General features: G+C 71.0%; 22 protein-coding genes and 1 riboswitch. Of the genes, 8 read left to right on the top strand and 14 right to left on the bottom strand.

The window, feature by feature from the left end; genetic code table 11:
- Positions 1 to 103: 103 nt before the first annotated feature.
- Entirely contained in the window at positions 104 to 703 is a 600-nt protein-coding gene (locus tag Q7X29_RS04385) for a TetR/AcrR family transcriptional regulator (protein ID WP_316573362.1), read from the top strand.
- Here the strand turns inward: Q7X29_RS04385 and hpt are convergent.
- The 4 genes from hpt to dacB form a co-directional block, all read right to left on the bottom strand.
- Positions 700 to 1,251: a hypoxanthine phosphoribosyltransferase gene (gene hpt / locus Q7X29_RS04380; RefSeq protein ID WP_218720732.1), complete on the bottom strand. Its 552-nt coding sequence runs from the start codon at positions 1,249 to 1,251 to the stop codon at positions 700 to 702. The two genes, Q7X29_RS04385 and hpt, sit on opposite strands and share 4 nt — an antisense overlap.
- Before the next feature lie 48 nt (positions 1,252 to 1,299).
- Positions 1,300 to 2,319, bottom strand: a complete 1,020-nt coding sequence (gene tilS, locus Q7X29_RS04375; protein ID WP_316573361.1) for a tRNA lysidine(34) synthetase TilS — start codon at positions 2,317 to 2,319, stop codon at positions 1,300 to 1,302.
- A 268-nt stretch (positions 2,320 to 2,587) separates the two neighbouring features.
- Positions 2,588 to 3,652 carry a zinc-dependent metalloprotease gene (locus tag Q7X29_RS04370; protein WP_218720730.1) on the bottom strand — a complete coding sequence of 355 codons (1,065 nt, stop codon included), beginning with the start codon at positions 3,650 to 3,652 and terminating at the stop codon, positions 2,588 to 2,590.
- 12 nt (positions 3,653 to 3,664) lie between these two features.
- Positions 3,665 to 5,122, bottom strand: a complete 1,458-nt coding sequence (gene dacB, locus Q7X29_RS04365; protein WP_218720729.1) for a D-alanyl-D-alanine carboxypeptidase/D-alanyl-D-alanine endopeptidase — start codon at positions 5,120 to 5,122, stop codon at positions 3,665 to 3,667.
- Between the two features lie 163 nt (positions 5,123 to 5,285).
- On the opposite strand from dacB, the gene Q7X29_RS04360 reads away from it, so the two are divergent.
- Positions 5,286 to 5,774 carry an inorganic diphosphatase gene (locus Q7X29_RS04360; RefSeq protein ID WP_218720728.1) on the top strand — a complete coding sequence of 163 codons (489 nt, stop codon included), beginning with the start codon at positions 5,286 to 5,288 and terminating at the stop codon, positions 5,772 to 5,774.
- A gap of 193 nt (positions 5,775 to 5,967) precedes the next feature.
- Here the strand turns inward: Q7X29_RS04360 and Q7X29_RS04355 are convergent, their stop codons facing one another.
- Both Q7X29_RS04355 and Q7X29_RS04350 read right to left on the bottom strand, forming a co-directional pair.
- Positions 5,968 to 8,937, bottom strand: a complete 2,970-nt coding sequence (locus Q7X29_RS04355) for an AfsR/SARP family transcriptional regulator (protein ID WP_316573360.1) — start codon at positions 8,935 to 8,937, stop codon at positions 5,968 to 5,970.
- Positions 8,938 to 9,045: 108 nt separating this feature from the next.
- The gene (locus Q7X29_RS04350; RefSeq protein ID WP_316573359.1) at positions 9,046 to 9,273 is read right to left on the bottom strand and encodes a hypothetical protein; all 228 of its coding nucleotides are present in this window, start codon (positions 9,271 to 9,273) and stop codon (positions 9,046 to 9,048) included.
- Positions 9,274 to 9,515: 242 nt separating this feature from the next.
- Between Q7X29_RS04350 and Q7X29_RS04345 the strand changes: the two genes are divergently transcribed.
- Positions 9,516 to 10,688: a serine hydrolase domain-containing protein gene (locus Q7X29_RS04345; protein ID WP_316573358.1), complete on the top strand. Its 1,173-nt coding sequence runs from the start codon at positions 9,516 to 9,518 to the stop codon at positions 10,686 to 10,688.
- Complete coding sequence (locus Q7X29_RS04340; RefSeq protein ID WP_316573357.1) at positions 10,685 to 12,211, top strand: alpha/beta hydrolase; 1,527 nt, start codon at positions 10,685 to 10,687, stop codon at positions 12,209 to 12,211. The genes Q7X29_RS04345 and Q7X29_RS04340 overlap by 4 nt, the downstream gene beginning before the upstream one ends.
- 7 nt (positions 12,212 to 12,218) lie before the next feature.
- On the opposite strand, the gene Q7X29_RS04335 is transcribed toward Q7X29_RS04340, so the two are convergent.
- The 5 genes from Q7X29_RS04335 to Q7X29_RS04315 all read right to left on the bottom strand — a co-directional run bounded on the left by Q7X29_RS04335 (position 12,219) and on the right by Q7X29_RS04315 (position 17,302).
- Positions 12,219 to 12,878 (bottom strand): response regulator transcription factor, encoded by a 660-nt coding sequence (locus Q7X29_RS04335; RefSeq protein ID WP_316573356.1) that lies wholly within the window; start codon positions 12,876 to 12,878, stop codon positions 12,219 to 12,221.
- The gene (locus tag Q7X29_RS04330; RefSeq protein WP_218720722.1) at positions 12,866 to 14,116 is read right to left on the bottom strand and encodes a sensor histidine kinase; all 1,251 of its coding nucleotides are present in this window, start codon (positions 14,114 to 14,116) and stop codon (positions 12,866 to 12,868) included. The genes Q7X29_RS04335 and Q7X29_RS04330 overlap by 13 nt, the downstream gene beginning before the upstream one ends.
- Positions 14,117 to 14,123: 7 nt before the next feature.
- Positions 14,124 to 15,896, bottom strand: coding sequence for an MDR family MFS transporter (locus Q7X29_RS04325; protein WP_316573355.1), 1,773 nt, complete (start codon positions 15,894 to 15,896; stop codon positions 14,124 to 14,126).
- Positions 15,893 to 16,387, bottom strand: a complete 495-nt coding sequence (locus Q7X29_RS04320) for a MarR family winged helix-turn-helix transcriptional regulator (protein WP_316573699.1) — start codon at positions 16,385 to 16,387, stop codon at positions 15,893 to 15,895. The genes Q7X29_RS04325 and Q7X29_RS04320 overlap by 4 nt, the downstream gene beginning before the upstream one ends.
- A gap of 93 nt (positions 16,388 to 16,480) precedes the next feature.
- On the bottom strand, positions 16,481 to 17,302 hold the full coding sequence (locus Q7X29_RS04315) for a crotonase/enoyl-CoA hydratase family protein (RefSeq protein ID WP_218720719.1): 822 nt from the start codon (positions 17,300 to 17,302) through the stop codon (positions 16,481 to 16,483).
- Between the two features lie 107 nt (positions 17,303 to 17,409).
- Here Q7X29_RS04315 and Q7X29_RS04310 point away from each other — a divergent pair, with 107 nt between their 5' ends.
- Complete coding sequence (locus Q7X29_RS04310; RefSeq protein ID WP_218720718.1) at positions 17,410 to 17,886, top strand: YbaK/EbsC family protein; 477 nt, start codon at positions 17,410 to 17,412, stop codon at positions 17,884 to 17,886.
- Between the two features lie 42 nt (positions 17,887 to 17,928).
- On the opposite strand, the gene Q7X29_RS04305 is transcribed toward Q7X29_RS04310, so the two are convergent.
- On the bottom strand, positions 17,929 to 18,633 hold the full coding sequence (locus Q7X29_RS04305) for a TetR/AcrR family transcriptional regulator (protein ID WP_316573354.1): 705 nt from the start codon (positions 18,631 to 18,633) through the stop codon (positions 17,929 to 17,931).
- A gap of 39 nt (positions 18,634 to 18,672) precedes the next feature.
- Here Q7X29_RS04305 and Q7X29_RS04300 point away from each other — a divergent pair, with 39 nt between their 5' ends.
- Both Q7X29_RS04300 and Q7X29_RS04295 read left to right on the top strand, forming a co-directional pair.
- Complete coding sequence (locus tag Q7X29_RS04300) at positions 18,673 to 19,371, top strand: DUF998 domain-containing protein (RefSeq protein ID WP_316573353.1); 699 nt, start codon at positions 18,673 to 18,675, stop codon at positions 19,369 to 19,371.
- A gap of 93 nt (positions 19,372 to 19,464) precedes the next feature.
- A complete protein-coding gene (locus tag Q7X29_RS04295; protein ID WP_255588399.1) occupies positions 19,465 to 19,932 on the top strand; it encodes a flavin reductase family protein in 468 nt (155 codons plus the stop codon).
- A 37-nt stretch (positions 19,933 to 19,969) separates the two neighbouring features.
- Here the strand turns inward: Q7X29_RS04295 and Q7X29_RS04290 are convergent, their stop codons facing one another.
- Entirely contained in the window at positions 19,970 to 20,104 is a 135-nt protein-coding gene (locus Q7X29_RS04290) for an excalibur calcium-binding domain-containing protein (protein ID WP_316573352.1), read from the bottom strand.
- 58 nt (positions 20,105 to 20,162) lie between these two features.
- Positions 20,163 to 21,479 carry an aminotransferase class V-fold PLP-dependent enzyme gene (locus Q7X29_RS04285; protein WP_316573351.1) on the bottom strand — a complete coding sequence of 439 codons (1,317 nt, stop codon included), beginning with the start codon at positions 21,477 to 21,479 and terminating at the stop codon, positions 20,163 to 20,165.
- A 48-nt stretch (positions 21,480 to 21,527) separates the two neighbouring features.
- A riboswitch (SAM riboswitch) is annotated at positions 21,528 to 21,642 on the bottom strand.
- Between the two features lie 295 nt (positions 21,643 to 21,937).
- On the opposite strand from Q7X29_RS04285, the gene Q7X29_RS04280 reads away from it, so the two are divergent.
- A complete protein-coding gene (locus Q7X29_RS04280; RefSeq protein WP_218720713.1) occupies positions 21,938 to 22,372 on the top strand; it encodes a MarR family winged helix-turn-helix transcriptional regulator in 435 nt (144 codons plus the stop codon).
- The last annotated feature ends 54 nt before the right edge of the window (positions 22,373 to 22,426 follow it).

Raw genomic sequence — 22,426 nt, 5'->3', positions numbered from 1 at the left:
GCGACGAGACGGTTCGTCTCGCTTACTGACGTCAAGGATGGGCCCTGATCGCGCGATTGTCAAGACGGAACGTCTCGTTTTATTCCAGGCTAGACTCGCGCCCATGGCACGAACCCCCGACAGCGCCCGCCGCAGCGAACGGTCCCGGTCGGCGATCCTGACCGCGACCCGCGAACTCGTCGGCGAGACCGCCTACGCGAAGCTGACCATAGAGGCCATCGCCGCGCGCGCCGGGGTCGGCAAGCAGACGATCTACCGGTGGTGGCCGTCCAAGGGCGCGGTGGTCTTCGACGCCCTGCTCGCGCAGAGCGAGAACCCCGACGGCGGCGGCGTCGAGCTGCCGGATACCGGTGACATCGCGGCCGACCTGAAGACCGTGCTGCGCGCGACGGTCGCCGAATTCGCCGATCCCGCGTTCGACGCGCCGATCCGCGCCGTGCTCACCGAGGTCATCAACGATCCCACGCTGGCCGCGCTCTATCGCGAGAAACTGGAACAGCCGGTGCACGCGGCCAAGGTCCGGCGGCTGGCCGCGGCGCAGCGCGCCGGACAACTGCGGGCCGACGCCGACCTGGATCTGGTGGTCGACCTGCTCTACGGACCGATCACCCAGCGCTGGCTGCCGCGCTCCGGCACGCTGGACGCGTCCTTCGCCGATGCCCTGGTCGAGACGGTCCTGCGCGCCTTCGCGCCGGTGGACTAGGAGTAGACCTTCGGGTCCAGCGTGCCGATGAAGGGCAGGTCGCGATAGCGCTCGGCGTAGTCGAGGCCGTAACCGACGACGAACTCGTTCGGGATGTCGAAGCCCACGTGGGCGACGTCGACCGGGGTGCGCAGCGCGTCGGGCTTGCGCAGCAGGGTCACCACTTCCAGCGAGGCCGGGTTGCGGGTGGACAGGTTGCGCTTGAGCCAGGACAGGGTCAGACCGGAGTCGATGATGTCCTCGACGATCAGCACGTTGCGGCCCGCGATGTCCTTGTCCAGGTCCTTCATGATGCGCACGACGCCCGAGGACGAGGTGGACGAGCCGTAGGACGAGACGGCCATGAACTCGAGCTGGGTGGGGATCGGCAGTGCCCTGGCGAAGTCGGTCATGAAGAAGATCGCGCCCTTGAGCACGCAGACCAGCAGGAGGTCGCCCTCGGGGGAATCCGGCGGGTATCGCTTCGCGACGATCTCGGCCAGTTCTTCGATCTTGGCTTTGATCTCGTCTTCGGTGATCAGCACCGATGCGATGTCGTCTCCGTACACGGAAGTGGGTTTCCCTTCAGTGGTGTCGATCCCGACCGGGCCGATCCATTATGTGGCATCGTTTCGCGGCTGCGCGCGTACCGTCAGCGTGCCATGCGCGCGCGCCACGACCAACCTGTGGTCCCTGCTGCCGCCGGCCACCGCCACCCCGCCTTGGCCGCGCCAGTTGCTCACGAGTTCGTCGATCGCTTGTAAATGAGCGTTCAGCACGCCGCCGATGCCCTGTTCGGCGAGCCAGGCCCGGATCGCGCGGCGCCGCAGCGCGGGGGCGGCAGTGGCCAGGATCTCGATCGACAGTGCCGGTCGATCAGTGTCGCCGGGGCCACCCTCGGGCACGATCGCCGCGCGCAGCAGGTCGGCGGTGAGCACGTCGAGCACCTCGCCGTCGGCCCGCAGCTGGTCGGCCGTGCGCGCCAAGGCCTGCGCCACCCCGCCGCCGAGTACCTCCTCGAGCAGCGGAAGGATTTCGGTGCGCACCCGCACCCGGGTGTAGGCCGGATCGAGGTTGTGCGGGTCTTCCCACGGCTCGATGCCGAGATCGGCGCACATCTGCCGCGTCCGTGCCCGCCGCACCGCCAGCAACGGCCGCCCCCACGGTGCGTTCCAGGCCGCCATGCCCTGGAGCGAACGCCCGCCCGACCCGCGTGCCAACCCGAGCAGGACGGTCTCGGCCTGATCGTCGAGGGTGTGTCCGAGCAGCACCGGCCGCTCCCCGCGCACCGACTCCAGGGCCGCGTACCTGGCCGCCCGCGCCGCCGCCTCGACCCCACCGTCGCGCCCGACCTCGACCGCGAGCACCTCGGCGTCCACACACCCCAATGCCCGCGCCTGCTCGGCCGCCCGTGCGGCCACCTCCCCCGACCCGTCCTGCAACCGATGATCCACCACGACCGCCGTCACGTCTCCCGCCTCGACGACAGCGGCCGCGACCAACGCCAGCGAATCGGCGCCGCCGGAGAGCCCGACCACCACCGGCCTCGGCCCACCCCGCGCCGCGACCCAGTCCCGCACGCCCCGCCGCACGGCCAGCACCGCGGCAGTCTCCGGAAGCCGCCGCCGGCCCGTCATCGAGCACCGCGAGAGCGGCCGACCCCAGGCCGCCCCACCACCACGGCACCACGATGAGTCCGCTCCCCACCCGCGAACAGCCGCCGATTCGGCAACGGCCTGACAGCCCCGGGCATGATCCCCATGCACGCAGGCTACCCAGCCACCCGGCGCAACAGACCATCGCGAGCACCTGGGTGACGCGCCGGGGACGGGCGAACCCACTCACGGCGGCACCATCGGCCGCCGACGAAACCCCGGTGGCGGGCCGGAAATCCCGGAGCGGCGGTTACAGCACGCGAGCGATCCAGCGGCCCGGATCGTCCACCTCGTCCAGACGGGGCAGCGTCTCCGCGTTCGTCCACACCGTGTTGAACTCCGTGACGCCCACCCGCTCGACCACCGCGTCGACGAACTTCTTCCCGCGCACGTACTGGGCGACCTTCGCGTCCACCCCGAGCAGCGCGCGCAGCAGCCGCTGCACCGGGTTGGTCGGCTTCTTCCGGCGCTGGTCGAAGGCGCGGCGGATATCGGCGACGGTCGGGACGACGGCGGGTCCGACAGCGTCCATGACGTGATCGGCGTGGCCTTCGAGCAGCGTGCCGAGCATGAGCAGCCGGTCCAGCGCCTCGCGCTGCGGCGGGGCCTGCGCGGCGCGCAGCAGGCCGACGACGCCACGGCTGTTGGGGTCGTCGGCGGTGTCGCCGTTGCGCCGCTGGCGGACCTCGGCGAGCAGCCTGCTCAGCATCTCGCTCATCGGCTCCTCACCGACCTCGCTGAGGATGTCGACATTGGCGCGCATGTAGTCGGCCAGCCACGGAGCCGAGGAGAACTGCACCCGGTGGGTCACCTCGTGCAGGCAGACCCAGAGCCGGAAGTCGGCCGGGTCGACGCCGAGCGCCCGCTCCACGCCGAGGATATTGGGCGCGACCAGCAGCAGCGTGCCGTCCTCCCCGGTGAACGGGTCGTACTGGCCGAGGATCGCCGTCGACAGGAACGCCAGCATGGTCCCGGCCTGCAACCCCGCCGGCTTGCCGACGAGCTTGCCGGTGGTCGAGACGGCCTCGGTGCCGGTGAGCACGGCCATCGAATCGGCGGCGGCGGCGATCCAGCCGGGCCGATCGACGATCCTGGCCTCCGGCACCGGCCGGTCGTCGAGCAGTCCGCTGACCTCACGCACCGGCCCTTCGGCCCGCACCGACGCGGTGGCCAGCTCGGCGACGACCTGTTCGGCGGTCTGCCGGGAGGTGCGCGGTCCGGCGGGCGCGAGCACGGCGCCGGTGCGGGCGGCGAGCCGCCAGTCCACCGCACCGCTGAATCCGGAGGTCGTGCGCCCGGTCTTGTCCTCGGTCATCGCCACCCGCTCTCAGGAGCATCCGCAGTTGCGCAGGGCACCGGCCACCGCGTCGAGGGCGGGCCTGCTGACCTCCGGCAACCGATCATTGGACATCAGCGCGAAGGTCAGTACCCGGCCGTCGCGGTCGAGCACATATCCGACCAACGCGCTGGCGACACTCAGAGTTCCGGTCTTGGCCCGCACCCAGCCCGCGCCCTGGCGGTTCTGGGTGACGAAGCGCGGCGCCAGCGTCCCGGTACCGCCCGCGACCGGCAGGTCGTCCAGCAGCGGCGCGAGAGCCGCTGCGCGCGGGTCGTTCTCGGGCTTGGCCTGCGTTCCGGCCGGTGCCACGGCGGCGTCGCCGGTGGGCTCGGCGGCGGTGGCGATGATGGCGTCGAGCAGCCGCGGCGGCACCCGGTCGTCGACGGACAGCCCGCTGTTGTCGGCCAGATGCAGTCCGGCGATGTCGAATCCGGCGTTGGTCAGCGCCGCGGTGGTGGCGGCGACGGCCCCGGCGAAGGACGCCTCGTGCCCGGTCGCGACCGCCAGTTCCCGCCCGATCGTCTCGGCGAGCACATTGTCGGAGTGGATCATCATGTCGTGCAACCGGACTCGCAGCGGCGCCGATTCCACCTTGGCGATCTCGGCGCCGTTCTGCGCGGCCGGACCGACCCGCACCGCGGCGGGGTCGACGCCGAGTTCGGCGGCCAGCGCGCGTCCGGCGTCGAGCGCGGGAGTAGAGGTGCGCGGCGAGTAGTCGGCCGACGGATCGAACCGCCCGCCGTCGAGCATGATCGGCTCGATCGGGGTGATCGAGCCCTCGGGGATATCGACCGGGTCCCAGCCCGAGGCCATCGTCGGCCCGCGATAGGCGGAGGTGTCGACGACGATCGCGCTGACCTGCCTGCCGGTCGCCTTGATCCGCGCGGCCAGCTCGGCGATCCGGGCGCCGTCGGTGTAGTAGCCGCCGTCGGCCCTGGTGGTCAGGGTCGGATCGCCGCCGCCGACGAGCACCAGCTCCCCCGGCGCACCGGCGAGGACCCTGGTCGCCACCCGCTGATCGTCGGGCAGCGTGAGCAGCGCGGCCGCGACCAGCATGACCTTCGCCGTCGAGGACGGGATCATCGCCTTGGCCGGATCCTGGCTCCACAGCACCGCGCCGCTGGTCGGGTCGGTCACCTGACCGGCGAAGCTGCCCAGGTCGGGGCTGCCGACGACCGGCGCGAGCGCGGCGGCGATCCCGGCGGACGTCGGCGCGGGCGCGTCCGACTTGGCCGGGGTGACCTCGGCGACGGGCTGATCGGTGGACGGCGGCGGGGCCACGGTGAGCCCGCCGTGGCGGAACTCGGGAGTCCACGGGCGCGCGATGGCGACGAACCCGCCCGCGATCACCAGCAGGGCGACCACCACCGCCGATACCCAGATCCACGTGGACTTGCGTCGGCGCTGCGCCGTCGCTCCCGGATTGTTCTCGCTCGGACCGATCACGACCGTCGTCTCTCCCTCAACGCCGCCCGACACGCCTCGACTGCGCGCTGAGCCGCCTGCCGCACCGGTGTACCAGCACACCACACTATCCTCGTTGCGCAACGGTTCCCCAGAACGATCTGGCGATTCGGCAGAGAAGCACTCGAACGAGCAAGGAGATGGCGTGGAGTTCGACGTCACCATCGAGATCCCCAAGGGCTCTCGGAACAAGTACGAGGTCGATCACGAGAGCGGCCGGGTCAAGCTCGACCGGTACCTGTACACCTCCATGGGCTACCCGGCCGACTACGGCTTCATCGAGAACACCCTCGGCGAGGACGGCGATCCGCTGGACGCGCTGGTGCTGCTGCCCGAGTCGGTCTTCCCCGGCGTGATCGTGGAAGCCCGTCCGATCGGCGTGTACCGCATGACCGACGAAGCCGGCGGCGACGACAAGGTGCTGTGCGTGCCCGCGGGCGACCCGCGCTGGGACCACATCCAGGAACTTGGCGACGTCTCGGAGTTCGAGCTGTCGGCGATCAAGCACTTCTTCGAGCGCTACAAGGACCTGGAGCCGGGCAAGTTCGTCCAGGGTTCGGAGTGGCTGGGCCGCGCCGAGGCCGAGAAGGTCATCGACGAGTCCTTCACCCGCCTGAAGGAAGCCGGCCACTGAGCTGACGGTGCACGAAGAACGGGATGTCCGGAGCAGTTCGGACATCCCGTTCTCGTTGTCCCGGTCCGGGCCGCCGACCCCCCGGCGACGACGCGGCTCGCTGTCGCGACAACCGGGTACATAGGGCAATCTATCGCGTGAACACTTGTGTTCGCCAGTGCCTCACGAATATTCGCGCCCCGTGATGACGCCGCTATGACGCGGCGATGATGTCCCGGCGGGCGCGCAGCGCGGCGAGATGATCGTGCAGCAGCGCCATCACCGGCGCCTCCAGTTCGGCGTCGAGCCGTTCGTGGGTCAGCTGCGGATCCTGCATCGTCTCGAACGACTCCGCCGCGGCGGTGAAGGACTCCTCCGCCGCACCCGGTTTCCCGGTGGCCTGTTTGATCAGCCCCTGGAGCACCAGCACTCTGGCCCTGGTCAGCGGCCCGATCGCACGGGTGAGCACCTGGATCGCCTCGTCGACGACGGGTTCGGCGTCGGCGGCCCGGCCTGCCATCAGCAGCACGTGCGCCAGCCGTGACAGCGCCCAGCCCAGCCGCAGTTCGATCCCGCCGGCCCGGCCGAGCGCGACCGCCTCCTCGCACAGCCGCACCCCCTCGGCCGTCTCCCCCTGATAGACCAGGGTGACCCCGAGTTCGTGCGTCGCCATCACCTCGAGCGACCGGTTGCCCAGCTCGGCGGCCAGCGCCCGCGCGGTGACCGCGCGCTCCCTGGCCGCCGGGAAATCGCCCGCGTCGGAGTAGGTCTTCACCTCGTGGACCAGGCACGCGCATTCGATCGCCCGGTCGCCGACCCGGCGGGCCAGCCGGATCGCCCGCGCCGAATGGGCCAGCGGCGCGGCCGTTTCGGTGCCGCGCCGGGTCGAGGACGACAGCAGCTGCGCGGCGAACGCGGTGAGCCGGGCATCGCTGATGGTGCCGCGATCCAGCGACAGCGCGATGCGTTGATGGTCGCGCCCCTGCCGCAGCGCGCCGAGCGAATAGGCGAACAGCGCGCCGAGGGCGACCCGCACCCGACATTCCACCGAGCGGTCACCCGCGCACAACGCGGCGTCGAGCAGTTCCTCCAGCGCCCGTGCGACCTCGATGCAGTTCGCGCCGCCGTCGATGAGTTCGGCGGTGGCCCAGGCGATATCGGCGGCCGGGGCCAGCACCGGGCCACCGGCTTGCGCGCACTGGCGATAGAGCGAGACCAGGTTGTGCCGCTGTCCGGCCAGCCACGCCTGGGCCGCGTGCTCGTCGGCGAACCGGACGCCCGGCGCGGCGGTCGGGCGCAGGTGCTCGGGCAGCCGGGTGCCCGGATTACAGACGGCGACAGCCTGTTTCACAGTGGCGAGGTAGAAGTCGAGCAGCCTGCGCAGCGCGGTCAGCGGCGGGTCGGCGGCACCGGTGACCGGCAGTTCCCTGGCGAACAGGCGCAGCAGGTCGTGATAGGTGTAGCGGCCGGGCGCGGTGGTCTCGAGCAGGTTCAGGTCGACCAGGTCCTCGCACACCTGCTCGGCCTCGGCGACCTCGATCCCGAGGATCGCGGCGGCGCCCTCGGTGCAGATCTCCCCGACCTCGGGCACCGCCAGCATCCGGAACGCGCGCGCGTGACCGGTGTCGAGCTGGTCGTAGCTGATCCGGAAGGCCAGCTCGACGGCGAGTTCGCCGGTGCGCAGGACACTGAGCCGCTGCGCGGTGTCGCGCAACCGCTCGGCCACGATCCGCACCGTCCAGGCCGGGCGCGCGGCCAGCCGGGCACCGACGATGCGGACCGCGAGCGGCAGGCCACCGCAGGCGCCGAGCACCGCGGCGACCGCCTCGGGTTCGGCCGCGATCCGGTCGCGGCCCGCGATCCCGGCGAGCAGGCTGTGCGCCTCGGTGTCGGTGAGCACGTCGAGGCGCACCGCGGTGGTGCCCGGTAGCTCGGGCAGCGCCGAACGGCTGGTGACCAGCACCGCCGAGCCGGGGGTACCGGGAATCAGCGGCGCGACCTGGTCGACCGAGCGGGCGTTGTCGAGGACGACCAGCACCCGTTTCCCGGCCAGCCGGCTGCGGAACTGGGCCGCGCGCTCGGCGGCGCCCGCGGCGAGTTCACCCTCCGGCACACCGAGCACGCGCAGGAAGTCGCCGAGGGTGTCGGCGGCGGTGGCGCCGCCGGCGTGATCGGCGGCGAAGCCGTGCAGGTCGACGTGCAGCTGCCCGTCGGGGAATCGCTCGCGCACCCGGTGCGCCACGTGCACGGCCAGTGCGCTCTTGCCGATCCCGCCCATCCCGCCGATCGCGCAGACCGGCACCCCGGTCCCCGTCGCGGTGAGCCGCGCGGCGAGCAGGTCGACCACCTCGGCGCGGCCGGTGAAGTCGACGACGTCGGCGGGCAACTGCGCGACCCGCTGCGGCGCCCGCGGCCGGACCTGCGCGGCAGGCTCGCGCGGCGTGCTCAGCTCACCGGCCAGGATGCGCCGGTGCAAATCGGCGAGTTCGCGCCCTGGTTCGATGCCGAGCTGGTCGACGAGTTCGCGGCGGGTGTCGGCGTAGACGCGCAGCGCCTCGGCCTGGCGACCGGCGTGGTAGAGCGCCGTCATCAGCAGCGCGCGGGGCCGTTCGCGCAGCGGGTGCTCGGCGCACAACGGGGTGAGGTCGGCGACGGCCTCGGCATAGCGGCCCCGGCGCAGGTCGAGTTCGGCGCGCTGTTCCAGCAGGACGAGCCTGCGGTCGGCGAGGTGGGCGCGCTGCCGCTCGGCGAAGGGGCCGGGCAGTCCGGCCAGCGGGGTGCCGGTCCAGAACCGCAAGGCGGCGTCGACGGTGTCGCCCGCGGTCTGGGGGTCGGAGTGCGGGGTGAGCATCAAGTCGTCGACCTGTTCGATGTCGACGCAGCCCACCGGCACCCGCAGCGCGTAGCCGCCGCCGAGCGCGACCAGCACCTGCGGCGGCTCCCCCGCCACGCGCCCTGGTTCGAGGACCCGGCGCAAATGCAGGATGTGATTGCGCAGCGCGCCCACGGCGCTGGCGGTGGGGTTCTCGCCCCAGACGTCGTCGATCAGTTCGTCGACGGTGGCCGAGCGGCCGGTGCGCAGCAGCAGGGCGGCCAGCAGAGCGCGCTGCTGCCGGGAGCCGAGGTCGAGCTCGATCCCAGCGCGCCAGGCACGGATCTCACCGAGCACGGCGAACGTCAGCATGCGCGGCCAATCTCTCTCACTGGGGGAACTCAGACCGACAATCTAGCCGAACACCGAGAAGGGGCACCCGGCGTCGCCGGATGCCCCTGGGTCGGACGATCAGGTAGCTCAGTACCAGATGTAGAGGTCCCAGCCGTCCCAGTTCTCGGTGCACTCCCAGTAGTAGCCGCCGGTGTAGGACGACTCGCCGTCGGCGCGACAGGCGGCGAGGGTGGCGTAGGTGCCGTAGTAGGTGCCGTAAGGGCTGGCGGCGGCGTTGCCCGCGGCGACCGTCGACACCCCGGCGACGGTCGCGGCAGCCAGCAGTCCGGCGGCGATGGTGGTTTTGATGCGCATGTCGTTCGCTCCTCTGCGTTCGTTTTCGACGAGATGAACGTTATGGGCGCGCAGCCGCCGAAACAGCCACCCCTAGGGGGACTTCCGCCCCCACCATGGGCGTTTCACCTTCCCCACCCCTGGGTTGGTAGTGCTGGCACCACCTCGGATTCGGGCGCGCGCGGCATGGGCGCGGCGGGTTGGTCTTCCTACGCTCGAAACAGTCAGGCAGGCACCGTCTCAGCAGGAGGAAAGCGCAGCTCATGACCCTATTTCGCAGCAGGTCCCACCGCATCGTCGCCGCGGGAGCGTGCGCCGTCGCGCTGCTCGCCGTGCCCGCGTGTGGTGGCGAGAGCGCGCCGCCGACGGCGCCGGGGCCCGAGGTGCGACAGGCCCTCGAAACACTGGTGCGGGCGGGCTTCCCCGGCGCCCAGGCCGTGATCACCACCCCGGCGGGCGAACGTACCGTCACCGCGGGCGTCGGCGACATCGCCTCCGGCGCGCCGATTCCCGACGGAGCCTTCGTCCGGATCGGCAGCAATACCAAGAGCTTCGTCGCGACCGTGCTGCTGCAGCTGGTCGCCGAGGGCAAGGTCGAGCTGGACGCGCCCGTCGAGCGCTATCTGCCCGGGGTCGTGCACGGCAACGGCAACGACGGGGATCGCGTCACCGTGCGTCAGCTGCTCCAGCACACCAGCGGCCTGCCCGAGTATCTGGCCAGCGGCGATCCCAGCAAGCCCACCGACCCCGGCTCCCCGCAGCTCGACATCGCTACCGAAGCCGCGCGGCGACAGCATCACAGCCCCGCCGACCTGGTGCGCATCGCGATGACGATGCCGCCGCAGTACGAGCCGGGTGCCCGCGCCGTGTACACCAACACCAACTATGTGCTCCTCGGCATGCTGATCGAGCAGGTCACCGGCCGTCCGGCGGCCGCCGAGATCGCGACCAGGATCATCGAACCGCTCGGCTTGCGCGACACCTACACGCCCGCGTCCGGCGACACCGGCCTGCGCTCCCCGCACTCGCGCGGCTATCAGGACATCGACGGCACTCGAGTCGATTTCACCGAACTCGATCCCTCCTGGGCCGACACCGCGGGCGATATGATCTCGACCGGCGCCGACCTCAATCGCTTCTTCGCCGCCCTGCTGAACGGCAAGCTGCTGGCTCCCGCCCAGCTCGACGAGATGCGCCGCACCGTGCCCTTCGATCGGATGCCCACGGCCGGTTACGGTTTGGGCCTGATCCAGCGCACCGCGTCCTGCGGGGACCAGGTGAGCGGGCACGGCGGCAGCATCCCCGGCTTCGGAACCCACACCGGCACGACCGCCGACGGCGTCGCGGTCACCCTCACGGTGAACCAGCTGCCCGGCAGCGAGGAACAGGCGAAACTCGTCGACCAGGCCTTCGACGCGATCGTGTGCGCGGCATGAAGCGCCTGACGACGGCCGCGCTCACCGCCGCCACCGTTCTCGGATTACTCACCGCCGCACCGGCTTCGGCCGACCCGCTCGACTCCTTCCGCCGGCAGACGCTGTCCTGGCGATCCTGCGAGGACCCCCGCCTCGACCCGGCGGGCGCGCAGTGCGCCGATGTCACCGTGCCGGTGGACTATTCGGCGCCGGGGGGCGAGACGATGACCGTGGCCATCTCCCGCCTGCCCGCCACCGATCCGGCGCGCCGCCACGGCGTGCTGCTGTCCAACCCGGGCGGCCCGGGTGGCCCCGGCCTGGGCTACCCGATCGACCTGAGCGCCGGGATGACACCCGAGGTCCGTGCCCGCTACGACCTGATCGGCATGGACCCGCGCGGCATCGGCCGCTCCGCCGCGGTGAATTGCCGCTGGCAGGAGGGGTTCTGGATCCAGTCCGCCGGACTCGACGCGGGCGACTTCGCCACGAGCACCGCCCGCCAGGCTGGGCTGGCCGCCCAGTGCGCGGCGAACGAGGGTCCCCGCCTGCGCCACATCACCACCCGCAATACCGCGCGCGACATGGACCTCATCCGCTCGGTGCTCGGCGAGGACCGGATCAGCTATTTCGGCGCCTCCTACGGCACCTACCTCGGCGCGGTGTTCTCTCAGCTCTTCCCCGACCGCGCCGACCGCTTCGTCCTCGACAGCGCCGTCGACCCCGAGCACTACGGCGCGTCGGAAATGCTGCGCGCCATGGGTCCGGTCAACGAGGCCGCCTTCGACCTGTGGGCGGACTGGACCGCGGCGCGCGACGGCGAATACCGTTTCGGCACAGATCGTTCCGCCGTGCGCGAGTCGGTGCAGGCGATGGTGCGCCGGGCGAAGGAGCGGCCGATCCGGATCGGCGAATTCACCGTCGACCAGCACAGCCTGCCGACGCTGCTGTTCGCCGAACTCGACGATCCACGCAAGTATCCGCTGCTGGCCGCGCAACTGCGTCAGCTCGCCGACGCCGCCGACGGCGTCACGGTGATACCGGAACCGGGGCTGGCCGCCTCGCTCGCGTTCATGCTGACGGCCCAGCCGCGCGACCTCTCCACGGCCACCGCCGTGCTCTGCGGCGACGCGGAAGTGCCGCGCGATCCAGACTGGTACCGGCGCAATATCGAGGCGAGCCGGGCCGAGCAGCCACTGTTCGGCGCGTTCGCGAACAACATCACGCCGTGCGCGTTCTGGGCGCCGCCGGTCGAGCCGACCACGGTGATCGACAACGCGGTGCCGAGTCTGATCGTGCAGTCCACCGGCGATACGCGCACCACCTTCGCGGGCGCTCAGGTCATGCACCGGGCACTGCGCGGCTCACGGCTGGTGACCCTGCCGGACGTGCCGATCCACTGGATCTACGGCAACTACCCGAACGGCTGTGTCAGCGCTGCCGTCAACACCTACCTGCTCGACGGGACTCTGCCCGGCACCGACCTGACCTGCCGCGACGAGGCCGGGTCGCCGTCGGAGCGGCCCGGGTCCGGCGCGGTGCGGTGACGCGCGTTCACGGCCGACCGGGACGAGCGTTGAGATAGGCGAGCACCGCGAGCACCCGCCGGTGGCCGGACTCGTCGGCGGCCAGGCCGAGCTTGGCGAAGATGCTGCGAATGTGTTTGAGCACAGCGCCTTCGGTGACGACGAGCCCGGCGGCGATGGCGGAGTTGTCCTGGCCCTCCGCCATCAGCGCGAGTACTTCCCGTTCCCTGGCCGTCAGCGTCGACAGCGGATCGTCGACGCGGCGACGCACCAGCAGCTGCGCGATCACCTCCGGGTCCATCGCGGTGCCGCCGGCGGCGACCCGGTGCAGCGAATCCAGGAACCGGTCGACCTTGCCGACCCGCTCCTTGAGCAGATAGCCCACCCCGCCCGCGCCGTCGCCGAGCAGTTCGGCGGCGTAGCTGTCCTCGACATAGGCCGACAGGACGAGCACCGGCAGCCCGGGGTGCACGGTCCTGGCCCGCACGGCGGCGCGCAGGCCGTCGTCGGTGAAGGTCGGCGGGAGCCGCACGTCGACCACCACCGCGTCCGGGCGGTCGGCGGTGACCACGGCGAGGAAATCGTCGGCATTGTCGACGGCGGCGACCACCTCGATCCCGGCGGTCTTCAACAGCAGGACCAGGCCTTCTCGCAGGAGGGCGTCGTCCTCGGCGATCATGACCCGCACGGCAACTCCACGCGCACCAGCGTAGGCCCACCGGCGGGGCTGGTCAGCGTCATCCGGCCGTCGAGGGCCTCGGCCCTGCGCCGGATGCCGGCCAGGCCACCGCCCTCGGTCACCGTCGCCCCGCCGACGCCGTCGTCGCGGATCGCCACGATCAGCAGTTGCGGCGGTCCGCCCAGTTCGATCGACAGCGTCGCGGCCCCCGAGTGCTTGGTGGCGTTGGTGACGGCCTCGGCGATGACGAAGTAGGCCGCCGCCTCCACCGCCATCGGCCGTCGCGTGATCCCGTTCAGCTCCACCACACACGGGATCGGGCTGCGCGCGGCCAGCGCGGAGACGGCACTGGCCAGGCCGCGATCGGAGAGCACCGGCGGGTAGACGCTGCGGACCACGTCCCGCAGTTCGGCCAGCGCCGCCGACGCGGTGTCCTGGGCGGTGCGCACCATCCGGTCCGCCGCGTCGGGGTCGCGCCCGCGCAATTGCTCGGCGAGCCCGAGCTGCATGATCACCGCCGCGATCCTGGCCTGGGCGCCGTCGTGCAGGTCGCGTTCGATGCGGCGCAGTTCGGCGCCGTGCGCGTCGAGGGCGGCGGCCCTGGTCGCGGTGAGTTCGGCGACCCGGTCGGCCAGCAGGGCGTGCTCGTCCGGCGCCAGCAGCGCTCGCGCGAGCTTCGCCTGCGCCGTCGCCGCCTCGGGCGAGCGCAGGGCGAGGGCGCCGAACACCAGACCGATCAGCACGCTCAGGGCCGCCGTGGGCCAGGAAACGACGACCAGCCCGTTGCTGCCGGGCAACCCGTCCACCCCCGCCCACCAGAGCAGGGGGAGCACCAGATGCTGCACCGCGCTCAACGGCAGGGCCACCGCCAGCGCGGCCAGCGGTAGCCCGATCACGCCGTGCAGCACCAGCCAGGCGAGGTCGCGGCGGTTCGCCGGGTCGGCGGCCAGGGTCGCGAGCTGTTCGCGCAGGTCACCGGTCAGCGGCCGGTAGGCCGAGGTGATCGGGGTGCCGAGGCGGTGCCCCGCCCTGCGCCGTTCCAGGGTGAGCAGGGGGCGGATCAATCTCACCGCCTCCGGCAGCGCCGGGATCCCGATCCCGATCAGGCTCATGGCGGCGACGACGGCCAGCGCGGCCAGCGCGAACAGCGCGGCGAGCCCGGTCGCCCCGCCGATCAGCAGATAGCCGACAGCGGCGGGCAGCAGGCGTACCCGCCGCGCCGCCGCGCCGCTGTCGGTTCGATTCATCCCTCGATCATGCCGGGGGCGCCGCGGCCCGCACCCGGCCGCCCGCGTCGTCGGCGCTGTGGTCGGCGTCCGCGGCACTGGACTGCGCCGCCGTGTCGACCAGCGCGCCCGCGCCGTCGGCGGCCTTGGTGTCACCGGCGGCTTGGATGCCGCCCTGCATCCGCAGCGGGGCCTCCTTCCAGAACAGCACCAGCAGCAGCGCCAGCAGCGCGACCCCGGTCGCCACCAGGAACACCGTCGACATCGAATCGGCGAAGCCCACCTGGAACGGCTTGGCCAGCACCGGATTCAGCTGCTGGATGATCGAGCTGTCCTCGAGCACCTGGCCCGCCGCCGAGGTGTCGTGCGCCAGCAGGCCCTTGGCCAGCGCGGCATCGGCCGGGTTGCCGCTCTGCGCACCCGCGACCACGGCCTGCTGGTAGGCCGGATCGGTGGCCGCCTGCTGCATCCGCTCGGTGATGTTCGGGGTGAGCAGCGAGAACAGGATCGACAGGAAGACTGCGGCGCCGAGCGTGCCGCCGATCTGCCGGAAGAACGTGGCCGAGGCGGTGGACACGCCCATGTCCTCGGGCGGCAACGCGTTCTGCAGCGCCAGCGTCATCGGCTGGAGCAGGTTGCCGAGACCGAAGCCGGCCAGCGCCATGAAGATCATCGCCAGCCACAGCGGGCTGTCGGCGTCGAGCAGGTGCAGCAGGAACAGGCCGAGGGTCAGCACCGTCGCGCCGATCACCGGGAAGGCCCGGTAGCGGCCGGTTTTCGAGATCAGCCGACCCGACACGATCGAACCGGTCATCAGGCCGAGCACCATCGGCAGCATCTGCAGACCCGCCTCGGTGGGTCCCGCGCCCCGCACGACCTGCAGGTACTGCGGCAGCAGCAGCATGCCGCCGAACATGGCGGCGCCGACCACGAACGAGATCACCACGCCGAGCGCGAACGTGGTGTTGGTGAAGATGCGCAACGGGATCATCGCCGCATCGCCCATGACCTTCTCGACCGCGACGAACCCGAGGACGCCCGCGGCGCCGATCAGATAGCAGACCACCGACGCGGTACTGCCCCAACCCCATTCGCGGCCCTGCTCGGCCACGATCAGCAGCGGGACCAGTCCGATCGCGAGCACCAGCGCGCCGCCGAAGTCGATGCGGTGGGTGGCGTGCGGCTTGCGCGGCAGTTGCAGCACCCGGGTCACCACGACCAGCGCGAGCAGGCCCAGCGGCACGTTCACCAGGAACACCCAGCGCCAGCCGGTGACGCCGAGAATGGTGTCCTGCCCGGCCAGCAGACCGCCGAGCACCGGCCCGAGCACGCTCGAGATACCGAACACGGCCAGGAAGTAGCCCTGGTAGCGGGCACGTTCGCGGGGGCTGATGATGTCGCCCATGATGGCCAGCGCCAGCGACATCAACCCGCCGGCACCCAGACCCTGGAACGCGCGGAAGGCCGCCAGCTGGTACATCGACGTGGCGAACGTACACAGCAGCGAGCCGATGACGAACAGTCCGATCGCGGTGAGGAAGAACGGCTTACGGCCGAACATGTCCGAGAGCTTGCCGTAGAGCGGGGTGCTGATCGTCGCGGTGATCAGGTAGGCCGTCGTCGCCCAGGCCTGCAGTGAGTAGCCGTGCAGGTCGTCGGCGATGGTGCGGATCGAGGTCGACACGATCGTCTGATCGAGCGAGGCCAGCAGCATGCCGAGCATGAGGCCGGACAGGATGGTCAGGATCTGGCGGTGGGTGAAGCCGGCAGGTGATTCCACCGGGGCCGCGGTTGTCGTCACGAATCGTTCTCCATCGCGGTAGCGCTGAGCGCGGTCGAGCGGGTCAGCAGGGTCGGGCGGGCCACGTCGTAGTCGTCGACGAAGCGCGTCAGCAGCGCGGCGAAGGTCGCGCGATCCTCGGGCGACCAGTCCTCGGTGACGACGGCGACCGACTCGCGACGCCGGGTTCGGATCCGCTCGGCGACCTCCCGGCCCTGGTCGGTCACCTCCAGCACGGTGGCGCGGCCGTCGTCGGGGTCGGCGACGCGGCGCACCAGTTCCCGGTCGACCAGCTGGGCCACCTGCCTGCTCACCGTCGACGCGTCCGAGTGCACCGCCTCGGCCAGCGCGCCCGAGCGCATCGGCCCGTCACAGACCAGCCGGAACAGCACGACGAAGCCCGCCGGGTCGATGCCGGAGCGGTCCTTGATCTGGGCCAGCGTCCGGTCCCGCAGCCGGTGCAGCCGGACGAGCTGGACCGCGATCGCGTCGATCGCGGGCTCGTTGTCCATCACTTCAGTTCACCTTTACTTGCATCAATCAATTAGTTGTGTGATGCAAGTATGTAGACAGAACGGTCGCCGGGGCAACCGTTTATACTGCCTTTACTCGCCCTTAAACTCCGGCGCGCGCTTCTGGAACACCGCCGTGATCGCCTCGGTGAGGTCCTTGGACGGCAGGAACGCCGCGTTCCAGGTCGACACGTAGCGCAGGCCGTCGGCCACCGCCGGAGCGGTCCGGTGCTCGAGCACGTCCTTGATGCCCTGCACCACCAGCGGCGGGTTGTCGGCGATCTCGCGGGCCATCGCGTGCGCGGCCGCGACGACGGCCTCCTGATCGGCGAACACCTCGTTGACCAGGCCGATCCGCTCGGCGCGCGCGGCGTCGATGTCCTTGGCGGTGTACGCGAGCTCGCGCAGGTTGCCCTCGCCGATGATGCCGGGCAGACGCTGCAGCGAGCCGATGTCGGCGACGATCGCGACCTTCGCCTCCCGCAGGCTGAACTTGGCGTCCTCGCTGGCCAGCCGGATGTCGGCGGCCGCGATCAGGTCGAGGCCACCACCGATGCACCAGCCGGACACGGCCGCGATCACCGGCTTGGTGCACTCGGCGACCGCGGTCACCGAGTCCTGCATACCGCGCACGACCTTGAGGAACTCGGTGCGCGGCGCGGCCTTGGCGTCGTCGGCCAGCACCGGGGCGAGCATGCCGCCCATCGCCGCCAGGTCGAGCCCGAAGGAGAAGTGCTTGCCCGCGCCGGTGAGCACCACGGCCCGCACCTGCGGGTCGGCGTCGAGCTCGCGGAAGATCTCCGGCAGCTCACGCCAGAAATCGGGTCCCATCGCGTTGCCCTTACCCGGCCCGGTCAGTGTGACCTGGGCAACGTGGTCGGCGATCTCGACGGTGAAGGCCTGCCATTCAGTCATGGGCCGAGTCTATTGGCGCGCCGCCAGGGATGTGCGCAGCCCCTGGGATGAACCCCAAAATCCCGCTCCCCCGGCATATTTCCCGCAATCGTCCTACTCTGGATTTCATGCGCAGGTCGTCTCTACCGGCGGTCGCATGCCGCGTCGCCGATACGCTCATCGCCCGCGGGCATCACGGCGTCATCGTTTCGCCCGAGACGCCCGCTGCCACCGCGGCCGATGCCGCCCGCGCTCTGGGCGCCCCGCCCACCGCGATCACCACCTCGCAGGTCTTCCTGCTCGACGACGACCCCGTCCTGTTGCTGGTCGCCGACCACCATCAGGTCGATCTGACGCGGACCGGCAAACGCCTGGAGGGCAGGCTCACCCCGGCGCCCACCGCCCTGGTCGAGCGCGTCACCGGCCAGCCGATCGACGGCACCGCCCCCGTCGGCCATCCCACCAATCTGCCCACCTGGGTCGACACCGCCCTGGCCGAGCACACCGAGGTGTGGGCCGCGGGTGGACATCCGAACACGGTGTTCCGCACCAACTTCCGCGAACTCGTCCGGATCACCGCCGGGTTGCCGATCGAGGTCGACTGAGTCCGAGGCGCTTTGCCACGCCGGTGAATCGGTTCGGGCGATTCAGTGTGCGGCGCAGCCGATTCCGTCGAGGACCTGATCGAGGCCGGTTTCGAACTGCCATCGCAGGTCGTCTTTGCGGTCCGCCGCCTGGGCGTAACGCTGGAAGGTCGGATAGCGGCCGGTGTCGAGAAGCCACCGCAGGTGTGTGGCGAGACCCGCGCGGGCATCCGCGCCGGTGGTCCAGCCGCGATCGTCCATGAGGTCGCGCAGACCGATTTCGGCGCTGGTCGCGCCCTGGACATACATGGAGACGGTGCGACAGGCCGCCATCGCGGTATCGAGGTCGAGGCCGAGGTCGTCGTGGAGTGCGGCGAGAGCCAGTTCCGTCAGCGCCATGCGATGCGGTGTCAGCTCGTAGACCATCTGCGGGGCCGACAGGCGGGTGAGCCACGGGTGGCGCAGGATCAGAGCGCGGACAGCCAGTGCCATCTCGCGCAGGGTCGTGCGCCAGTCGATCCCGGCGGACAGGTCGATCTCGCCGTAGACGAGGTCGACCATCAGTTCCAGCACCTCGTCCTTGTTCGCCACGTGGCGGTAGGCGGCCATGGGCGCGACGCCCAGCTCGGCGGCGAGGCGGCGCATGGTGATCGCGTCGAGTCCGTCGGCGTCGGCAACGGCCACCGCCGTCGCGGCGATGCGCTGAGCGGACAGAGCCTTACCCGGTGCGCCGGTGGCCTGCGCAAGCCGTTCCCAGAGGAATGTCACGCCTGATTCTCTCTCGTGTGTACTACGTACGCACAATCCGTGTACGTTGTACACATGAGTATACGTTGTACGCATGCCATGGTGGCGGCGGGTGCGACCGGTCCCGTTCTCTTCGTCCTGACCTATCTCGTCAACGGTGCGGTGCAGCCGGACTACGACTCCTCGCACGACACCATCAGCACGCTCAGCCTTGGCCGGCACGGCTGGATACAAATCGCGAACTTCGTCGTCTACGGCGTGCTGACCCTGTGCTTCGCCGAGGCGCTCCGGCGTTCGGCGGCCATCCGGACTTCGGGATATGTGTCGCTGCTCGTCGCGGGAGCGGGGCTGGTCCTGATCGGCGTTGCCCCCACCGACCCTGCGCTCGGATTCCCCGCCGGTGAGTCCGATGCCGTCACCGCGATCGGCACGGTGCACAGCATGGGCGCGCTGGTGGTTTTCCTGGCGTTCCCGGTAGCCGCGTTCGCCGCCGCGGGTCGCCCCTTCCGCGGCTGGGCAGCCTTCTCGGTCGCCACCGGCGTCCTGTCGCTGGCGGCAGTCGGCGCGTTCTTCGTTGCGTTCGAAAACACCGTGGCGGGTGCGGATTCCTCCGCCGGGCTCTATGAGCGGCTGCCCACCCTGTTCATCGGGTTGTGGCAGGTCGTGTTCGCGTTCCGCGTGCTCACCGAAGACAAGGCCGGCGCGATCGGCGCACAGCGCGACGACCGGGCGATGGGTGCGGTCGCGCCGCAGGCGTAGTTTGGGGCGGTGGGTGATGCGCGACGTATTCCGGCCGAACTGGTCGTCCCCGATGATCTGAGCGGGATCACCGCTGAGCAGTATCGGGCCTCGATGCGGCACTATCCGGCCGGCGTCACCGTGGTGACGATCGGAGCGGACTCGGGCCCCGTCGGCTTCACGGCGACGTCCTTCGCCTCACTGTCGCTGGAACCGCCGCTGGTGTCGTTCAACATCGCCCATACGTCTTCGAGCATCGAGGCCCTGCGCGCGGCCGACTCGGTCGTCATCCACTTCCTCGGCGAACACCAGCACCACCTGGCCCACCGTTTCTCCCGTACCGCCGCCGACCGCTTCACCGACCGCTCCCTGTGGACCACCCTCGACACCGGCGAACCGGTCCTGCACGGCACCCCCATCTGGCTCCGCGCCACCCTCCACCAACTCATCGACATCGGCGACCACACCCTCGCCGTAGGCCTGGTCACCCGAGTCCACGACGACACCAGGGAATCCCCGTCCGCCGCCCCCCTCCTCTACTACAACGGCAGATACCACCGCCCCACCGCCCTCGACACCTGACAACGCCGCTGCGCGAGCCGGGGCGCCGATCGGCAGGTCAGCCCCTGTCGCAAGCGATACCGTCACCGTCGGCGTCCAAGCCGGATCTGTAGCCGGGCTCGCCACGGTGGAGCGGCGCCGCGCCCGCGGCGCGCGCGGCAGCGCAGTTCTTGTAGGGATCACCGGGGCACATTCCCGATGGGGACAGAGCGGTGCGGCCGGACACGCACGTCCGACCGCACCGTGGCGGCTCAGCCGATGAGGCAGGGGGCGGCGCCGGTGAGGGCGGCGCCGGAGAGGGGGCGGGTTTCGGGAGTGGGGTTCCAGAGGCCGTCGGTGGCGGCGTAGGTCCAGGTGGGGCCGGATTCGACGAGGGTGGCGACGGCGGTGATCAAGCGGTCCACGTCGTCGGCGGTGGTGCCGAGGCCGATGCTGGCGCGCAGGGCGGCGTCGAGGCCGAGGGCCGCGAGGAGGGGGTGGGCGCAGAAGCGGCCGTCGCGGACACCGATGGCGTGTTCAGCGGAGAGGTAGGCGGCGACCTCACCGGGGGCATAGCCGGCCACGGTGAAGGCGACGATGCCGACACAGTCCGGGCTGTCGGACCAGATGCGGATCAGCTCGACGCCCGGGATCGCACCCAGCCCGTCGCGCAACCGGTCGGCCAGGAACCGCTCGTGGGCGACGAGCTCCTCCGGATCGATCGCGGCGAGCGCGTCGCAGGCGGCGGCGATGGCGGCCGCGCCGAGCACATTCGGCGAACCGGCCTCGTGCCGCTGCGGCGCCGCGGCCCAGTCGACCTGCGCCACACCGACTTCGCGCACCGCGCCACCACCGGCCAGGTGCGGCTCGCCGGCGTCGAGCCAGTCCCGCCGACCGACCAGCACACCGGCGCCGAACGGCGCGTACAGCTTGTGCCCGGAGAAGGCGAGGTAGTCGACGCCGGTCTCGCGCAGGGAGATCCGGCGATGCGGCGCCAGCTGCGCCGCGTCGACGAGAATCCGCGCGCCGCACAGGTGGGCGATGGTCGCCAGCCGCTCCAGCGGCAGCACCTCACCGGTGACGTTGGAGGCGCCGGTCACCGCGAGCAAAGCGGCGGGCTTGCTGCACAATTCGGCGACGACCCGGCGAATCGTCTCCTCGACGGTATCGGCGGCCCGCACGACCCGGCGCCCGTGCGCGGTCCACGGCAGGAAGTTCGCGTGGTGCTCGATATCGAGCACCACGGTCTCGCCGGGCACGCAGCCGGCCAGCAGGTTCAGCGAATCGGTGGTGTTGCGGGTGAACACGACGACCTGGTCGTCGGCGGCGTCGAGGAACCGGGCGACCGCGCCACGGGACGCCTCGTAGCACTCGGTGGAGATCCGCGAGGCGTATCCGGCGCCGCGATGCACGCTGGCGTAGTACGGCAGCAGCTTGGAAATCCGGTCGGTGACCTGCTGCAAGGCCGGTGCGCTCGCGGCGTAGTCGAAGTTGGCGTAGTCCTTGGTCCCGCCCTGCACGAGCGGAACCCGCAGGTCCGCACCGGAGACGGTGGCCAGGGCACAGGTGGGGTCGATTACTGCGGTCATGACGAAATCCCGTCGGCTCAGGGACTCGTTCCCGAAAAGGGTGCTGCGAGTCCGCGCTTGCCGCGCCCACTGCGGACGGCGGCCTGGTCGTCACCCGGAGCACCCCACCGCGGAGGAGGGTTGCCGACCAGCTAGCCGGGGCTTGTCGCTGGTACTCGTGACCTGTTTCGAGAGTGGCAGACGATCCGGCGAGCTGTCAACCACCCACGATCGGCCCGTCGGAACCGGTGGCACCCGCCGCGCTCGCGACGGCGACGACCCGCCCCACCGACCCGCGCCGTGACCGGTTCCGACATCCGAAAGGTAATCCTCACGGCCACAAAGGAATCGGACATCCCGGCCGAGACCCGATTGCCGCCGGATTGCCACCCGCCCGCGAATCGCCCAACAATCTGCCTCATCCATGATGGATGACCCAAATGATTGAGTTCCCCCACTATCTGTTAGGGTTGCCGATCATGTCCACGAACTCGAACCCCGTCCGCGGCCTGCCGCGCTATCCGGTGTACGCGCTCGGACGGCTCACCAAGGCACTGCACGCCGAGATCGACGTCCCGCTGCGCGATCACTGGGTGCTCACCTTCATCGAGGAGAACGCCGACCTGACGCAGAAGAAGGTCGGCGACGCCCTCGGCATCGACCGCAGCGAAGTCGTCCGGCTGATCGACGCGCTGGAACGCGCCGGCCTGGTCGAACGCACCCGCGACGGCAAGGACCGCCGCAAATACCGGCTGCGGATCACCGACGCCGGGCGCAAGCAGTGCAAGCGCACCGACCGCCTCATCGCCGACGCCACCGCGCGCGTGCTGGAGCGGCTCGATCCCGAGGAACAGCGCACCCTGCACCGGCTGACGCTGACCGCGCTCGGCGAATCACCGGATTCGCCGTCGTGATCGGCGCCGGCGGCACGCCTCGCGCTGCCGTCCGGCCACACCTTCTCCGAGTAC

This window comes from Nocardia canadensis (genome assembly GCF_032656385.1).
GTDB classification, from domain to species: Bacteria; Actinomycetota; Actinomycetes; order Mycobacteriales; family Mycobacteriaceae; genus Nocardia; species Nocardia canadensis.
Note: the sequence above shows the minus strand (reverse complement) of the source record. Positions and strands in the feature narration are given on the sequence as shown.

Coding starts and splice junctions, on each gene's coding strand:
- Q7X29_RS04285 (WP_316573351.1), bottom strand. CDS start 21,479: ATGACCGCAGTAATCGACCCCACCTGTGCCCTGGCCACCGTCTCCGGT.
- Q7X29_RS04280 (WP_218720713.1), top strand. CDS start 21,938: ATGTCCACGAACTCGAACCCCGTCCGCGGCCTGCCGCGCTATCCGGTG.
- Q7X29_RS04370 (WP_218720730.1), bottom strand. CDS start 3,652: ATGACCGAGGACAAGACCGGGCGCACGACCTCCGGATTCAGCGGTGCG.
- Q7X29_RS04340 (WP_316573357.1), top strand. CDS start 10,685: ATGAAGCGCCTGACGACGGCCGCGCTCACCGCCGCCACCGTTCTCGGA.
- Q7X29_RS04290 (WP_316573352.1), bottom strand. CDS start 20,104: ATGTGCCCCGGTGATCCCTACAAGAACTGCGCTGCCGCGCGCGCCGCG.
- Q7X29_RS04295 (WP_255588399.1), top strand. CDS start 19,465: ATGCGGCACTATCCGGCCGGCGTCACCGTGGTGACGATCGGAGCGGAC.
- Q7X29_RS04385 (WP_316573362.1), top strand. CDS start 104: ATGGCACGAACCCCCGACAGCGCCCGCCGCAGCGAACGGTCCCGGTCG.
- Q7X29_RS04355 (WP_316573360.1), bottom strand. CDS start 8,937: ATGCTGACGTTCGCCGTGCTCGGTGAGATCCGTGCCTGGCGCGCTGGG.
- Q7X29_RS04320 (WP_316573699.1), bottom strand. CDS start 16,387: ATGGACAACGAGCCCGCGATCGACGCGATCGCGGTCCAGCTCGTCCGG.
- Q7X29_RS04350 (WP_316573359.1), bottom strand. CDS start 9,273: ATGCGCATCAAAACCACCATCGCCGCCGGACTGCTGGCTGCCGCGACC.
- Q7X29_RS04315 (WP_218720719.1), bottom strand. CDS start 17,302: ATGACTGAATGGCAGGCCTTCACCGTCGAGATCGCCGACCACGTTGCC.
- Q7X29_RS04310 (WP_218720718.1), top strand. CDS start 17,410: ATGCGCAGGTCGTCTCTACCGGCGGTCGCATGCCGCGTCGCCGATACG.
- Q7X29_RS04345 (WP_316573358.1), top strand. CDS start 9,516: ATGACCCTATTTCGCAGCAGGTCCCACCGCATCGTCGCCGCGGGAGCG.
- tilS (WP_316573361.1), bottom strand. CDS start 2,319: ATGACGGGCCGGCGGCGGCTTCCGGAGACTGCCGCGGTGCTGGCCGTG.
- Q7X29_RS04330 (WP_218720722.1), bottom strand. CDS start 14,116: ATGAATCGAACCGACAGCGGCGCGGCGGCGCGGCGGGTACGCCTGCTG.